The sequence below is a fragment of the Sorangium sp. So ce1014 genome (assembly GCF_051521505.1).
Lineage (GTDB): Bacteria > Myxococcota_A > Polyangia > Polyangiales > Polyangiaceae > Sorangium.
This window is the reverse complement of record NZ_CP150356.1, coordinates 9,968,247-9,983,464: the sequence shown is the minus strand read 5'-3', so window position 1 is coordinate 9,983,464 and position 15,218 is coordinate 9,968,247. Positions and strand designations below refer to the sequence as shown.

The window sequence follows — 15,218 nt, the reverse complement described above, 5'->3', positions numbered from 1 at the left end:
CGGCAGCGCGGCGTCCGGTTTTTTGACCCCCAGGATCCGCTCGGCTACCTCCTTCGCCCTCACGGGACGAAAGGACGATCATTTGGGCGCACTCAAAGGATCCATCTCATTCTCGAAGTTCTATGTCCGCGGCGAGCTCCCCGACGGGTTCCGCGACAGGTTCGCCGAGCGCATCCAGCTCCGCGCGTTCCGGCCGCTCACGGTCGAGGAGGACGCAGAGCAGCGCGCCGGGTGGTGCTCCATCGAGAACCCGCTCGATTGCGAGCTCGATCACGGCAAGATCTTCTTCAATTCGTACCTCAACCTCGGCCTCAGGACCGATCGGTGGCAGGTGCCCTCGGCGCTCTTCAAGGCGCACTTCGCCGAGGCGGAGCGGGAGCACCTCGCCAAGCGCGGGCGCGAGAAGCTCGGGCGGCGCGAGAAGGAGGAGCTCCGGGCGGTCGTGTCGAGGAAGCTCCGCGCGCAGCTCATGCCGGTGATGAAGGTCGTGGACCTCTCGTGGAACCTGGAGGCCGGCGTCGTGCGGTTCTGGAACCAGTCGCCGCGCGCGCACGAGGGGCTCGCGGAGCTCTTCGAGGACACCTTCGAGCTCGATCTCGTGCCCGAGAGCCCCTACACGGCCGCCCGCGAGCTCGGCTTGACGAGCGAGCAGCTGGCCGCGTTCGAGGTGCTCAAACCCACCGTCTTCCACGCCGAATCGCCCCTTGGAGGTGCCCGGTGAGCCTCGCCGAGCTGATCGAGCAGCGCCGATTCGTCGGCCGGGAGTTCCTTGTCTGGCTCTGGTTCGAGAGCGAGCTCTTCGAGGGCCGCTTCTCCCTGGACGCCCTCGGCGTCTGCGAGCTCTGGCTCGAGGGGCAGATCACGCTCGTCCAGGAGAAGGAGCAGAGCCGGCTCAAGGGCGCGGCGCCGAGCAGCGCCCCCGAGGCCCACGAGGCGCTGCGCCAGGGCAAGCTCCCCTCGCAGGCGCGCGTCCGCGTCACCCGCGGAGAGCTCGATTACGCCTTCCTCTTCAACGCCGACGCGTTCGCGCTGGCGGGCGTCAAGATCCCGAGCGTCGTCAAGGACGCCGCGGACGAGCAGTTCTACGAGCGCATGTACCTCATCGAGGAGCTCGAGACGCTCTTCACCGCGCTCTACGGCGAGTTCCTCGCCCTGCGGCTCAGCGCTGCGTGGGAGACCGGCGTGGCGCCGTTCGTCCGCGCCTGGGTCCGGGGCGAGCCGGTCGACGTGGCCGCCTATCAGAAGCTCCGGGGCAAGCTCGCGCCTGTCCGCGGCGCGGCGAGGTCGAGGACGACCCCGCCGCCCGCGCAGGCGCCCGAGCGCGCGGCGCGCGTGGTCGCCTGAGCCCGCCCTCGGCCGAGCGCCGGCCGCGTCGCGCGCGGCCGGCGCGCTCGCGCCGCTACTTCCCCTTCACCTTGCCGTGGATCTGCTTCGCCTGCGCGAGGTGCTCGCGCAGCTGCGGCAGCGTCGCGGCGGCGAAGGCCTTCAGATCGGCGTCCTTCGCCTCCTTCGCGGCTTTCTCGAACTTCTCGACGTCGTCCTCGTGGTCGTCGACCATCGCGCTCATGTAGGCCCGGTCGAACTCGGCTCCCGTCTTCTTCGACAGCTTGTCGACCTCCTCGCGGTGGTCCTGAGCGAGCTCTTGCGGCACGAGGAGGCCCTTCTGCTGCGCGAGCTGCGCGAGCCGCTTGTTCGCCGCCGAGTGGTCGTCGATCATCCGCTGCCCGAAGCGCTTCACCTCCGGGCTCGCGGCGCGCTGCTGCGCGAGCTGCCCGAGCCGCACCTCGAGGAGCCCCCCCTGGCCCGCCTTCTCGATGAACTCCCGATCGGACTTGCTGAGCTTGGTGTCGCCGGCCTGGGCCTGCTGCCCTGTCGAGCCCTGCCCCTGCGCAGCCGTCGAGGCCGGCAAGATCGCCGCCCCCAGCATGATGGTGAATAGAACAGGCTTGAGCATCTCAGTCCCCTCCTTGTCCGGCTCTCACCGGGCGGCCATGCCGAGCGCTCCATGGAACCGGCACGGCCGGACTCCACTGCTCGGCGCCTCCGGGTCGAGCCACCCGGCGTTTGTCGTGAGACCCTGGCGCTCTGGCAAGGGGCAGCGAGCATGGGGCGGCCCGCCCGCGGCCGCGCGGCAGGTGGGCGAGCGCATGGCGGCGGTGAGCGGCGAGCGGCGAGCGGCGAGCGTTTCATCGAACGAGCGCTGAAGGAGCCGGCGCGAACGGAGCGGACGGCGATGACGAGCCGGGACAACGCACGCGCCGAGGCGGGTGATTCGAGTTGACAGATCCATCCTGCCGGGCCTTGTATCGAGGCGGATGGACTCCGGAGCGACGCGCGCGCGCGGATCGGACAAGGCCCGTCTGGCCTTCGTCGGCGTCTATCCTCCGCCTTATGGAGGCGTGAGCGTCCATGTCCAGCGCGCAGCGCATCTGGCGCAGCGCCGGTTCGACGTGGAGGTCATCGACGTCCATGCGCCTCCGTCGCTGCCCACCGCGCCGACGTCCTTCCCCGTCTACCGGTGCGGCGCCGGGAGGGCCCCGATGCGCCTGCTTCGCGCGATGGCGCACCTCAGGCGCCGGGGGCGCGACCTCGTTCATTTCCACGTCTCGGCCCTCACGAACTTCAGGACAGCGGCGATCCCCCTTTTGGCGTCGCTGCCGCCGGGGACCTCGAAGCTCATCACGATTCACGGCGGGAGAATCATCTCGAATTACGAGCGTAGCGGCGGGCTCGCGAAGCGCCTCGCGGCGACCGTCCTCCGGCAGTTCGACCACTGCATCGCCGTCAATCGTGACCAGGTTCGGTTCCTGGAGCAGCTCGGCGTGGCTCCCGGCCGGATCTCGTGTCTCCCCGCCTTCTTGCCGCCGACGCCGGTGCGCGACGCGACCCTCGATGCCCGGGTCGAGCCGCTGCGGAGGGCGACAGGCGACCTCCTCCTCGTGTCCGGATTCGCTTTGCGGCTCTATGGCTTCGACGTCGCGATCGAGGCCCTCAAGCTCCTCCACCGCGAGACGGGAGCGAAGCCCGGCCTCATCGTCGTATTTTATACGCAGTACGACAGCACGTACGTCGCCGAGGTCGAGCGAGGGCTCGCCGAGTATGGCAGCGACCACAGCCTCGTCTTCCGAGATCTCGATCCAGGCAGCTTCTCCTACCTGCTCAGCCTGGCCGATATCTTCCTCCGGCCGACGACGACAGACGGCGATTCCGTCGCGCTCCGCGAAGCCGGCTACCTGGGCAAGCAGGCGATCGCCTCCGATTGCGTGGCGCGTCCCGAGGGCGCGTCCCTGTTCGAGACAGGGAGCGCGAGCTCACTCCGGCGCGCTATAGAGCGCGCGCTGTCCGACCGGAGCCATGGCCAGCTGTCGCTCGGCTCGGACGACAACGCATCGAAGCTCATGGTGATCTACGAGCAGCTCCTGGGTCGCTGAGGGGCCCGCGGCGGCGCTCGTGCCCGGGGGGGGCAGCGCGGGAGGCGGCGCCGCGTTGCAGGGCAAAAGACCCCAAGAACTGGGCCCCGGCCGCTCGCTCTGTCTACCCTCGGCGCCTGTGGTCGGCGATTTCTTCAAGCGCCTCACGAACGGCGTCGTGTTCCTCCTCGCCGCCCTGACCTTCTTCCTGGTCCCCGTCGGCAGGAAGACGGCCGCGCAGCACCTCGTCGCGATCGTCTCGACGCCGCCCGCCAGGGAGGCCGCCTCGGCTTTCGCCCACATCGCTCGGCGCATCACCACGGAGGCGCGTACCGAGCTCGACAAGCTCCGCAACCCGCCGCCCGCGCCGCGCGAGCCGAAGCCGCCGACGGCGAAGGTGAGACCGCCGTCCTAGCCCCGGCCCTGGAGGCCCGCGCTGGGGTGGGCGCGCGCAGGGCTCAGCCCTTGCGCGGATCCTTCACGTTCGGGTGCTCGTTGTAGAAGGCGTCGAGGCTCTCCCGGGAGATCTCCGCCTCGATCTCGCCGTCTCTCAGGATCTTCGCCTGACAGCCGAGGCGGCTGCTCGACCGCACGTCGAACGCCTTGTCGAGGATGTCCTCCTCGTCTTCCTCGGCCTCGCTGAGGAGCTCGCGCCCCTTCGTGACGTACACGTGGCAGGTCGAGCACGCGCAGACGCCGCCGCACGCGTCGCCCTCGGGGGCGCCCACGGCCTTCGATGCCTGGAGCACGGTCGATCCCACCGCGACCTCGGTCTCCCATGCGCGACCGTGCGCCAGAAAGCGGACCTTGACCATCAGCTCCTCCTCGCTTCGATGCCCGTCGATGCCGCGCTCGGGCCGCCCGTCTCGGTCGGCGCGCGGCTCGCGTCGTCCCCTCGGTGCTCGGCCAGGTGCGCGTCCACGCCCCTCGCCGCCGCGACCTTCGCCTCGACGTCCTCGACCTGCTTGCCCGCGATCGCCTTGGCCACGGCGCGGTCCATCCGCCGCCCCGCCCACGCGCGCGTCGCCTCGTCGAGCGCGTCCGTCCGCGCCTGGATCAGCCCCGGCCTGTCCCCGCGGATCGCCGCGTCGAGGGCGCTCAGCGCCCCCTCGATCGCCACGCGCTCGCCTGGCTCGAGCAGATCGGCGTCCGCGGCGAGCGCCTTGCGCGTCGCCATCGCCACGCGCTCGCCCTCGACCCGCGCCTCGACAAGCCTCCGCTTGAGCAGGTCCTCCTCCCCGTGGTCCAGCGCCGCGAGGAGCATGTTCTCCACCTCCTCGTCGGTCAGCCCGTAGCTCGGCTTCACCTCGACCTTCTGCTCGACCCCTGTCGTCAGCTCGCGCGCGGTCACGCCGAGCAGCCCGTCGGCGTCGACGCGGAACGTCACCTCGAGCCGCGCCATGCCCGCGGGCATCGGCGGGATCCCCTTCAGCACGAAGCGCGCGAGCGACCGGCAGTCGGCGGCGAGCTCCCGCTCGCCCTGCACGATGTGCAGATCGAACCCGGTCTGGTTGTCCGCGTAGGTCGTGAAGGTCTGCCGCGCCCCTGCCGGGATCGTCGTGTTCCTCGGCAGGATCTTCTCGGCCACGCCGCCCATCGTCTCGATGCCGAGCGACAGCGGCAGCACGTCGAGCAGCAGCACCTCGTCCGCGCGCTCCATCGAGCCGGCCAGGATGTCGGCCTGGATGGCCGCGCCGAGCGCCACGACCTCCTCCGGATCGATGTCCTTGAGCGGCGCCTTGCCGAAGAGCTTTGCCACGTGGTCGCGCACGTAGGGCACGCGCGTCGCGCCGCCCACGAGGATCACGCCGTCGACGTCCGCCGCCTGGACGCCCGCGTCGCGCAGCGCGCGGCGGCAGGCGACGCCCGTGCGCTCCAGGAGCGGCGCGATGAGCGCGTTCAGCTCGTCGCGGGTCACGGTGACCAGCTTCGACCCAGGCTGGCCGGAGCTCGCCTCGCCCGCCTGCACGGGCAGCTCGATCTCGACCCGCTCCGCGTCGGTCAGCGCGTGCTTGATGCTGCGGGCGGTGTCGAGCGCGAGCCGCACCACCTCGGGTGTACGCCGCGTCGCGCCCATCTCCTGGAGCAGCCGCTCGGCGAGCGCCCGGTCCATGTCGTCGCCGCCGAGCGCGCTGTCGCCCCCGGTCGACTTCACCTGGAAGACCCCGTTGTCGAGCAGGAGGACGGTGATGTCGAACGTCCCGCCGCCGAGATCGTAGACGGCGAACAGGCCGTTTTGCTGCTTGTCGAGCCCGTACGCGAGCGCCGCGGCCGTCGGCTCGTTGAGCAGGCGCAGCACCTCCAGCCCGGCCAGCCGGCCGGCGTCCTTTGTCGCCTGCCGCTGGGCGTCGTCGAAGTAGGCCGGCACCGTGATCACCGCGCCGCCGACGGACCGGAGCTCGCGCTCGGCCGAGGTGCGGAGCTCCTTCAGGATCTCCGCCGACACCTCGACGGGCGTCACGACCCTGTCGCGCACCTTGAAGCGCACGCTCTTCGCGTCCTCGGGGCCCCTCGGCTCCACGAACTCGTACGGCCCGAGCCGCCGCGTCTCCGGGTCGTTCGCGCCACGGCCCATGAAGCGCTTCACGCTGACGATCGTCTCGCGCGGGTGGCCCTGCGCCAGCCGTCGCGCGGTGTGGCCCACGATCGCGTTGCCGCGGTCGTCGTAGTGCACGACCGACGGCACGAGCCGCTCGCCGTTGCAGTCGTCGATGACCACCGGCCGGCCGTCGCGCACGCGGGCGACGATCGAGTTCGTCGTCCCGAGATCGATGCCGATCGGACTGGGCCTTGCCTTGGGGTCGAAAATTTCGAGGAGGGTCATGTCTGATCCGCGAGTTCTTCTTCGATTGCGCTCACTTCGTCGAGGAAGCGCCGGATGTAGCGGAGCTCGCTCAGCATGGCGAGCACGCCCTTCAGCTGTTCCGGGTCGTTCCCGGCGGCGGCGAAGGCCGCCTGGATCGCGGCGAGGGTCGCCTGCTCGCGCGCCCGCATCGCGCCGCCGAGGCGCGCGATCCGCGCGGGATCGCCCCGCTTCGCCGCCTCGGAGAGCTCCTCGCGCGACTCCATCATCTCCATCAGCAGGGCAGGGGAGGCCTTCTGCTCGCCCTCCTCCCCCCGCGCGATCCCGGCGCGCTGGAGCAGCGCATCGGCCCGGCGGATCGGATCCCTGAGGACGCGCAGCGCGTCGTTCGTCTCGATCGCGCGCCCCAGCGCGAGCCTTCGCTCGGCCGCGGGGGCGCCCGCGTAGCGATCGGGGTGGAGCGCGCGCGAGAGATCGCGGTGGCGCTGCTCCAGCGCGCGCAGGTCGAGGTCGAACCGAGGCTCGACGCCCAGGATATCGAAGGGATCGGTCATCACGTGCTCTGGGAGGGGCGCCTCGGCGGCGAGGGCGGGCGCTCCCTGCGGCGGCTCAGGCCACCGTGAACGAGTGCCCGCAGCCGCAGCGAGTCGCCTCTTGCGGGTTCTTGAACTTGAAGCCCTGGTACATGAGCGTCTTCTCCCAGTCGAGCACCGAGCCGCCCAGGTAGAGGATGCTCTTCTTGTCGCAGAGGACGCGCACCGTGGCCTTGTCCGGCTCGGTGAACTCCAGGACGAGATCGCCGGAGCGGGGCGGCTTGTCATCGAACTCGATGACGTAGGAGAACCCGGAGCAGCCGCCGCCGCGGATCCCGACCCGGATGGCGCCCTCGGGCGTGCCGCGCTTGGCGAGCTGGGCCCGGACCGCCTGGACCGCCGCGTCGCTCACCGCGAGCGTCCGCTTCGGCTTGGCCTCCGCCTCTGCCGCGGCCCCGTTGCTCTGCGCGGGCGCGGCATGGGCCGTCGTGGCGGGCGCGGGGTAGGCCCCGGCGTCCGCCGGCCTTGTCGTGGTCGTCTCCTCGCTGCTCTGCATGGCGCTGCTCCCTCTGCGGTGCTCCGGGCGCCTCCGCCCCGAAGCCGGTGCTGTTACTCCGCGCTGGCCGACGCGGCGCTCTTGGCGGCGCCTGAAGGCGCCGCGCCGGTGAGCTCCCTCTTCGCCTGCTGCTTGGCCCGGAAATCGGCGATCGCGCTCTTGATCGCGTCCTCGGCGAGGACCGAGCAATGGATCTTCACCGGCGGCAGGTGGAGCTCCTCGGCGATCATGCTGTTCTTGATCGTCTCCGCCTCGTCGATCGTCTTGCCCTTCAGCCACTCGGTCGCGAGCGACGACGACGCGATGGCCGAGCCGCAGCCGAACGTCTTGAACTTCGCGTCCTCGATGACGCCGCCCTCGCCGACCTTGATCTGCAAGCGCATGACGTCGCCGCAGGCCGGAGCGCCGACGAGCCCGGTGCCGACCTGCTCGTCATTCTTGTCGAGCGTGCCGACGTTCAGGGGGTTCTCGTAGTGCTCGATGACCTTATCGCTGTATGCCATGGCTCTCTCCTCGACCGTTTCCTTTCGTCTCGAAACCTTGCTCTGCCGGGCCGGCGCTGTCCGCGCCGCGCCTCAGTGGGCCGCCCATTGCACGCTGTTGATGTCGATCCCCTCTTTGTGCATCTCGTAGAGCGGCGACATGTCGCGCAGCTTGTTCACCTTGCGGATCACGAGGTCAGCGACGAAATCGACCTCCTCCTCGGTGGTGAAGCGCCCGAGCCCGAAGCGGATGGACGAGTGGGCGAGGTCGTCGCCGATGCCCATCGCGTGCAGGACGTAGGAGGGCTCCAGGCTGGCGCTCGTGCACGCCGAGCCGCTGGAGACCGCCACGTCCTTGATCGCCATCATCATGGCCTCGCCCTCGACGAAGCTGAACGACACGTTGAGGTTGCCCGGCAGCCGCCGATCGGGCGAGCCGTTCAGCTGGATGGCGTCGAGCTCTTTCCAGAGCCGGGTCCGGAGCCGCTCGCGCAGCGAAACGATGCGCGCCGACTCCGCCTCTCCCTCCTCGATGAGGAGCTCGGCGGCCCTGGCGAACCCGACGATGCCGGGCACGTTGAGCGTGCCGGACCGCATGCCGAACTCGTGGCCGCCGCCATCCATCTGCGACGTGATGCGGACGCGCGGCTTCGACCTGCGCACATACAGGCAGCCGATGCCCTTCGGCCCGTAGATCTTGTGGGCCGTCACCGACGCGAGGTCGACCCCCATCTGCTCGACGTTGAAGGGGATTTTACCGACCCCCTGCACCGCGTCGCTGTGGAGGAGGATGCCCTTCGACTTCGTGATCTTGCCGATCTCGGCGATGGGCTGGACCGTGCCGACCTCGTTGTTGGCGAGCATGATCGAGACGAGGATCGTCTTGTCGGTGATCGCGCTGGCGACGTCGTCCGGGTCGACCCTCCCGTACTTGTCGACCTTGAGGTAGGTGACCTCGTAGCCCTGCTTCTCGAGCCGCTTGCACGTGTCGAGCACCGCCTTGTGCTCGATCACGCTCGTGATGATGTGGTTGCCCTTGTCCTTGTAGAACTCGGCGACCCCCTTGATGGCGATGTTGTCGCTCTCGGTCGCGCCGGAGGTGAAGACGATCTCCTTGGGGTTCGAGGCGCCGATGAACCTGGCGAGCGTCTCGCGAGCGTGGCCGACGGCCTCCTCGGCGGTCCAGCCGAAGACGTGGCTCCGGCTCGCGGCGTTGCCGAACTTGCTGTTGAAGTACGGCAGCATGGCGTCGAGGACACGCGGATCGACAGGCGTCGTCGCGTGGTAGTCCATGTAGATCGGAAGTTGGATGGCCATGGTGTTCTCGCTCAGCGGTGATTCGAGCTCTGGCGGCAATGCCCATTGCCGCCGCGGATCCCGGCGACGAGCTCGGGCTCAGCCTTGCTCTTGTCGTGAAGATTACAGTTCGTGCAGGCGGCGACGAGCTCTGCCGGGTCGCACGTCTCGCAGGTGTCGAGGTAGGCGAGGCTCGCGACGAGCTCGTGCTCGAGGTTCTCGAGGTGCGCGATCTGCTCCCGCACCTCTTCGAGCTTCTGCTGGTAGACGTCCCGGATCCGCGACATGGCGCCGGGGGCCGACGAGGACGCCTCCCAGGTCGAGACGATCTGCTGGATCTGGCTCAGCGACAGGCCGAGGTCGTGGAGCTTGCCGATCCACCGGACCCGGCTGAGGGCGGCGTGGTCGTAGAGCCGGTAACGCCCCTTGGAGCGGGCGTGCGGCGTGAGCAGCCCCACCTCCTCGTAGTGGTGGATGGCCCGCACCGTCTTCCCGGTCGCCTTGGCGATGTCGCCCACCTGGAGGAGGCGATCGTCCTCCTCGGCCTCAGCGCAACCCCCGGGCGCATCCGTTCTGGACGTCCCGGACAGGATGGACCCGCCGGTGCCATGCTCGTACGCGACAGGAAGGTGGTGCCGTGTCGTCATAGGTACGCTGCGCCAGGTTGAAACCCTGACCCTTACGTATGCGTGAGGGTTGCGGACCTTCTAGGGCGCTGGACGGAGGCTGTCAACCGGCTTGTACGGGTGCCGACGTAGCGGCGTATCGCGCTGGTGGAGCGCGATACGCCGAGCGCGACGGTGGGCCGGCGGGCGCTACAGCTCGACGCTCGTGTTGTCCTGACGGGCTCGCTCGATCGCGAAGGTCGCGCGCGTGGTCGCCTCGATGCTGTTCCAGGGGATCGGGCTCGGCGCTCCGGCGTTGCACGCCCGCACGAACGCCTCGATCTGCGCCGCGTGGCCCTTGTCGGCCTTCAGCGCGCGCGTCGTGCGGGTCTTGCCGCGCTCGGTCAGCGAGAGCGCGCGCCAGTCGTGGAGCTGCGCGACCTTGCCCTCGCAGAGCACCTCGTAGCTCTCCTTGGGGACGCTGGGATCGCCCATTGACGTGTAGATCAGCGTCCCCACGCTGCCGTCGCCGAAGGTCAGGGTGACGATGACGTTGTCGTCGCGGTGGTACGCCCCCTCGGCGCCGATGGCGTGCGCGCTCACCCGGACCGGCTCGGCGTTCGCCCAGTACGAGAAGAGGTCGACGAAGTGGCAGCCCTCGCCGACGATGCGCCCTCCGCTCTCGGCCGTGTCCGCGATCCAGCTCGTGCCGGGGACGCGGCCCGCGTTGATGCGCGCGATCATGACGAGCCCCGCGCGCCGCTGGGCGAACGCCTCCCGCACCGTGATGGCGAAGGGGGCGAAGCGGCGGTTGTACCCGACCTGCAGGCGGCCCTTCGCGCCCGCGACGGCCTGCGCGAGCTCGGCGAGCTGGTCCTCGCTGATCGCCGCGGGCTTCTCCAGGAACACGTCCCGGCCCGAGGCGAGCGCCTTCGCGGCCTGCGCCGCGTGGCCCGCGTGCCGCGTGGCGATCATCACGGCGTCGACGTCGGGCAGCGCCAGCGCGGCGCCGAGGTCGGCCAGCACGTGCGCGGCGCCGAAGCGGTCCGCCGCGTGCCGCGCGGAGAGCCCGCGGCCCGACACGGTCGCCACGAGCTTCGCGCCGGCGGTCTTCGCCAGGGCTGGCAGCAGCACGCTCGACGCGAACGCGCCGGTGCCCACCATCGCCACGCCGAGCGTCGACCGGTCGCGCCGCGCGTGCGTCGTCGCCGTCGTCACCTCTGCGGGCTGCTCCGCGCGGCCGGCAGGGTAGGTCAGCAGCACGCCCAGGTGAGGCTCCTGCCGCTCGCCGGTCACCACCGCGTACGCGTCGAGCGCGTCCTCGAAGGCGAAGCGGTGCGTCACGAGGCCCTGCACGTCGAGCCGCTTTGTCTCGATCGCGCGCAGCACCGCCTCGAAGTTGCGGCGCTCGGTCCAGCGCACGTAGCCGATCGGGTAATCGCGGCCGCGCTCCTCGTACTCGGGGTCGTAGCGGCCGGGGCCGTAGCTGCGCGAGACGACGAGCTCGAGCTCCTTGTCGAAGTACGTCTTGCGCGGCACATCGATCGGCATCAGCCCGACCATCACGATGCGCGCGCGATCGCGCGCGAGCTCGCCCGCGGTGACGAGCGGCTCGTTCGTCGGCGACGAGGCGGTGATCACCACCGCGTCGGCGCCGCGCCCCTGGGTGAACGCGCGGACGACCTCGATCGGGTCCTCGCGCGAGGGCACCGCGCCGGCCACCGCGCCGCGCGCCTTGGCGCGCTCGACCTTGGCCGGATCGATGTCGATGCCGATCACGTCGCAGCCGTGCGCGGCGAGCAGCTGCACCGCGATCTGCCCGAGCAGCCCGAGGCCGATCACCGCCACGCTCGTGCCCAGCGTGGGCCGGGCGAGCCGCACGCCGTGCAGCGCGATCGCGCCCACGGTCACGAACGAGGCCTCCTCGTCCGTGACGCCGTCCGGCACCGGCACCACGAGGTTCAGCGGGACCGCGTTGACCTCGGCGTGGTTGGCGATGCCCGCGCCCGCGCACGCGACGCGGTCGCCGCGCGCGAAGCCCGCGGTCCCGGCGCCCACGGCCGCCACGCGGCCCGCGAGCGAGTAGCCGAGCGGGATGGGGTTGTCGAGCTTGGTGCGCACGGCGTCGAAGGCGGCCAGCACGCCCTCGCGCTTCGCCTTGTCGATGACCTTCGCGACGAGGTCCGGCCGCTCCTTGGCCTTGGCGATCAGGTTCTTGCGGGCCATGTCGACGATGGCGCGCTCCGTACCGGCCGAGATCAGCGAGACCGTCGTGTCCACCAGGACGCCGCCCGCGGGCGCGCGGGGCGCCGCCGTGTCCACCACCGCGAGCTTCCCCGTCCGATAACTCTGAGATACCTGACGCATACCGACTCTCCTCGAACCTACCTGTTCAGTGCCCATCGGCGCACGCTGGCGCGATGGAGCTCGCTCCTATACACCGCCCCGGGGCGCGCTGCTGGCGTTGATCGGCGAGCCGCTGCGGCTCGCGCGCTCGCGCTCCACGCCGCGCCCCGCGGGAGCGCGGCGTGGAGCGCGCGTCGCGCCGGGACTCCCCCTCATGGGTTGAGCCATGACGTCATGCGCTGACGGGATCTTCGCAACCGAAGAGACACCCCAGGAGGAACCGTTCCTGGGATGCGGCGAGGAGTCCTATGCCGGGCTGGTGCGGCTGAGCTCGTCATAAGCATCCTCCGGGCCAACGGCGCCGTGGAGGGAGCGCCTCCAACATGGCCGTCGCGGGCAGCTCGTCGCTGCGCATCGCACCTGTGACGAACGGTGAGGCGCTTTGTACTCGAACCACAGACCGCCGTAGACCGCCGTAGACCGCCGGAGATCGAGCGATCAGCACGTCTGAGTGCGAATCGGCTGCCGACGAGCCGCGCGACAACACGGCAATCGGTGGGCACCAGGGCCGCATTTTTCCGCTCGATAGGCCACCGGAAACGCCCTTGGATGTGAATAATTGCAGTGAGGATGTAAAATGTGAGATCTATCACCATGGTGGAAGGTTAGCTTACTAGGGGTTTTACTTACTCGCGTCTCACACTTCTGTCCGTTCCTTGCCCGACGGTTGTCTCAGGCGCTTGCATGGGGTAGTAGGGGCACATCGACGAAGGCTTTTTCTGGCATTTTATGATCACGAGCTATGAATATCGCGCTCCGCGCTGCACCAAAGGGGGGCGTAACTCCCAAAGGGAAGGAGAGCGATGGTAAGTACGCTCACTGCGGTCATCCTTGCGCTGGTGCTCTCCTGGGCGACGACGCCGCTCGTGCGCCGTTTGGCGCTCACCGTGGGGGCGGTGGATGAGCCGACCGCGCGCCGCGTGCACACCCGATGCATCCCGCGCCTGGGCGGGCTCGCCATCGTGGCAGGCTTCATACTGCCTCTCTTCATTCTCGTGGCGCTGCAAACGCAGATCGCGCTTCAGTGGTTCACGCAGCACTCGCTGGTGGTCGGCCTGCTGGCTGGCGGGCTGACGATCGCGGCGGCGGGCGCCTGGGATGACATCAAGGGAATGCGCGCACGGCACAAGCTGCTCGCGCAGATCCTCGCAGCCTCGCTCGCGTGGGCCTTCGGGCTCCGCCTCGAGTGTGTGACGCTGCCATACTTCGGCCACGTCTCCTTCTGGCCGCTGTCCTTCTTCGTGACAATCCCTTGGTTCGTCGCGATCATCAATGCCGTCAACCTGATCGATGGGCTCGACGGGCTCGCCGCGGGGGTGGGCTTCTTCGCGTGCGTCGCCAACTTCATCACCGCCTACCTGGGCGGTTACCCGGGCAACCTGGTGATTTGCCTGCTCGCGGCGACGCTCGCCGGCGCGATCGTCGGATTCCTGTTCCACAACTTCCACCCGGCGACGATCTTCATGGGCGACACCGGGAGCATGTTCCTCGGGTTCATGCTCGCGGCGATCCCGCTCTTCGGCGTGGGCACGCACAAGGGCGGCACCGCGCTCGCGGTCCTCGTGCCGTTGCTCGCGCTGGGCCTGCCGATCTTCGACATGATCTCGGCGATGGTGCGGCGCTTCATCGCCCGCAGGCCGATCTTCTCGGCGGACCGGTCGCATATCCATCACAAGCTGCTCGACAAAGGCCACTCGCACCGCGGCGCGGTGCTGATCCTCTACGGGCTGAGCCTGCTCTTCACCGTCGTCGCGCTGGTGGCGTACGTCGGCCGCTCGCACGAGATCGGCTTCGCGCTGCTGGCCTGCAGCGCGGCGCTCTTCATCGTGGTGCGCGCGGCGGGCTCGTTCGCGCTCTTCGGGGCGCGCCCCGCCGCCGCCAAGCGCCCGCGCGAGATGGTCGTGGAGGCGCTGCGCCGCGCGGTGCCGCGGGCGCTGCTCGAGATCGAGACCGCGAGCGGTCCCGAGCGGCTGCGCGTGGTGCTCGAGCGCTTCGCGGCAGAGGCGCGGCTCCTGGCCATGGAAGTGAGCTCCAAGGGGGCGAACGGCAACGCGCGTGTGAGGCCCTGGACCTGGACGCGGGACACGGCGACGCCGCTGAGGCTCCGTGAGGCGGTCGCCGCGGTGTTCACGATCGAGCTCGCCGGCGAGATCGTCGAGCTGCGGTTCCGCTGGGACAGCGAGGAGAGCGCGGTCAGCCCGCAGGCGGACATGCTGCTGCAGCTCGTGGCGGACTCGGCGGAGCGGCTGCTGCTGCGCCGGCCGTCCTCGCGCACGCTCGAGCCGCTTCCCCAGGGGCGCCTGTCGGTGGTTTGAGCCTTCATCCAGCGGCTGGCGGGCTCGCGCAGCTCGGCCAGACGGACGACCTAGGAGAGACAGTGGAGATCATCCGTAAAGCCGTCGACTTCAATACAAAGACGAACGCGCTTTATTACAAGTTCACGGATCGCCAGCATTACTGGAAGGCCTACCAGGGGTTTGTGGACGAGGCGGTCCTTCCAGCGAAGGACGTGATCCACCTCGGCTGCGGGCCGCTGTGGTTCGGCAAGGTGGCGACCGTGCCGCTCGACGGAAAGACCATCTACGCCGTCGATCCGGACGAGCAGGCGCTCGCGCGCAACCCGGCGCCGCAGCACGTCTGCGCGTTCGGCGAGTCGGTCCCGCTGCCGGACGGCTGCGCCGATGCGATCGCGGCGGACCACCTGCTCGAGCACCTCGAGCGGCCGGAGGCGGTGCTGCGCGAGGCGCACCGGCTCCTGCGTCCGGGCGGGCGATTCGTGTTCACGGCGCCCAATCTCCTGTCGTATTCGGGGCTCGCGACGCACATGACGCCGCAGTGGTTCCACGATTTTTATGTGGGCATGCTGCGCGCGTCGAACGGCAGCAACAACCCCAAGCCGTACCAGACCTACTTCCGCATGAACACCGTGTGGGCCGTACGCCGCATCGCGAAGGCGACAGGCTTCCGCGTGGACAAGCTCTATACGGGGGTCGATCACCCGAGCTATACGGTGTTCTTCCCCGGCTTCCACCAGGCAGCGCTGGCGCTGCACCTGCTGCTCGACAAGGTCGAGGCGCTCGCGCCGTTCCGCATCACGCTCACGGGCAGCCTCGTGCGCGAGTGAGGC

The 15,218-nt window shown here is 69.8% G+C and carries 15 protein-coding genes; 6 read left to right on the top strand and 9 right to left on the bottom strand.

The window, feature by feature from the left end; translation table 11 throughout:
- The first annotated feature begins 82 nt into the window (after positions 1-82).
- Both WME75_RS37850 and WME75_RS37845 read left to right on the top strand, forming a co-directional pair.
- Positions 83-721, top strand: a complete 639-nt coding sequence (locus tag WME75_RS37850) for a hypothetical protein (protein WP_437481434.1) — start codon at positions 83-85, stop codon at positions 719-721.
- Complete coding sequence (locus WME75_RS37845) at positions 718-1,344, top strand: hypothetical protein (protein ID WP_437481432.1); 627 nt, start codon at positions 718-720, stop codon at positions 1,342-1,344. The genes WME75_RS37850 and WME75_RS37845 overlap by 4 nt, the downstream gene beginning before the upstream one ends.
- Before the next feature lie 55 nt (positions 1,345-1,399).
- Here WME75_RS37845 and WME75_RS37840 read toward each other — a convergent pair whose 3' ends face one another.
- On the bottom strand, positions 1,400-1,954 hold the full coding sequence (locus WME75_RS37840) for a DUF4142 domain-containing protein (protein ID WP_437481430.1): 555 nt from the start codon (positions 1,952-1,954) through the stop codon (positions 1,400-1,402).
- A gap of 445 nt (positions 1,955-2,399) precedes the next feature.
- Between WME75_RS37840 and WME75_RS37835 the strand changes: the two genes are divergently transcribed.
- Positions 2,400-3,431, top strand: coding sequence for a glycosyltransferase family 4 protein (locus WME75_RS37835; protein WP_437481428.1), 1,032 nt, complete (start codon positions 2,400-2,402; stop codon positions 3,429-3,431).
- A gap of 118 nt (positions 3,432-3,549) precedes the next feature.
- Complete coding sequence (locus WME75_RS37830; RefSeq protein ID WP_437481426.1) at positions 3,550-3,825, top strand: hypothetical protein; 276 nt, start codon at positions 3,550-3,552, stop codon at positions 3,823-3,825.
- A gap of 43 nt (positions 3,826-3,868) precedes the next feature.
- Here WME75_RS37830 and WME75_RS37825 read toward each other — a convergent pair whose 3' ends face one another.
- The 8 genes from WME75_RS37825 to WME75_RS37790 form a co-directional block, all read right to left on the bottom strand.
- A complete protein-coding gene (locus tag WME75_RS37825) occupies positions 3,869-4,225 on the bottom strand; it encodes a 2Fe-2S iron-sulfur cluster-binding protein (RefSeq protein ID WP_437481425.1) in 357 nt (118 codons plus the stop codon).
- Entirely contained in the window at positions 4,225-6,234 is a 2,010-nt protein-coding gene (gene hscA, locus WME75_RS37820; protein WP_437481423.1) for a Fe-S protein assembly chaperone HscA, read from the bottom strand. The genes WME75_RS37825 and hscA overlap by 1 nt, the downstream gene beginning before the upstream one ends.
- A complete protein-coding gene (gene hscB, locus WME75_RS37815) occupies positions 6,231-6,767 on the bottom strand; it encodes a Fe-S protein assembly co-chaperone HscB (protein ID WP_437481421.1) in 537 nt (178 codons plus the stop codon). Before hscB ends, hscA begins: the two co-directional genes overlap by 4 nt.
- Positions 6,768-6,822: 55 nt before the next feature.
- Entirely contained in the window at positions 6,823-7,302 is a 480-nt protein-coding gene (locus WME75_RS37810; protein WP_437481419.1) for a HesB/IscA family protein, read from the bottom strand.
- 53 nt (positions 7,303-7,355) lie between these two features.
- Entirely contained in the window at positions 7,356-7,805 is a 450-nt protein-coding gene (gene iscU / locus WME75_RS37805) for a Fe-S cluster assembly scaffold IscU (protein ID WP_437481418.1), read from the bottom strand.
- 72 nt (positions 7,806-7,877) lie between these two features.
- On the bottom strand, positions 7,878-9,095 hold the full coding sequence (locus WME75_RS37800; RefSeq protein WP_437495005.1) for an IscS subfamily cysteine desulfurase: 1,218 nt from the start codon (positions 9,093-9,095) through the stop codon (positions 7,878-7,880).
- Between the two features lie 17 nt (positions 9,096-9,112).
- A complete protein-coding gene (locus WME75_RS37795; protein ID WP_437481416.1) occupies positions 9,113-9,727 on the bottom strand; it encodes a MerR family transcriptional regulator in 615 nt (204 codons plus the stop codon).
- A 168-nt stretch (positions 9,728-9,895) separates the two neighbouring features.
- Positions 9,896-12,052, bottom strand: coding sequence for a bi-domain-containing oxidoreductase (locus tag WME75_RS37790; RefSeq protein WP_437481414.1), 2,157 nt, complete (start codon positions 12,050-12,052; stop codon positions 9,896-9,898).
- An 842-nt stretch (positions 12,053-12,894) separates the two neighbouring features.
- Between WME75_RS37790 and WME75_RS37785 the strand changes: the two genes are divergently transcribed.
- Both WME75_RS37785 and WME75_RS37780 read left to right on the top strand, forming a co-directional pair.
- Positions 12,895-14,406: a glycosyltransferase family 4 protein gene (locus WME75_RS37785; RefSeq protein WP_437481412.1), complete on the top strand. Its 1,512-nt coding sequence runs from the start codon at positions 12,895-12,897 to the stop codon at positions 14,404-14,406.
- Positions 14,407-14,468: 62 nt separating this feature from the next.
- Positions 14,469-15,215: a class I SAM-dependent methyltransferase gene (locus WME75_RS37780; protein ID WP_437481410.1), complete on the top strand. Its 747-nt coding sequence runs from the start codon at positions 14,469-14,471 to the stop codon at positions 15,213-15,215.
- Positions 15,216-15,218 lie beyond the last annotated feature (3 nt).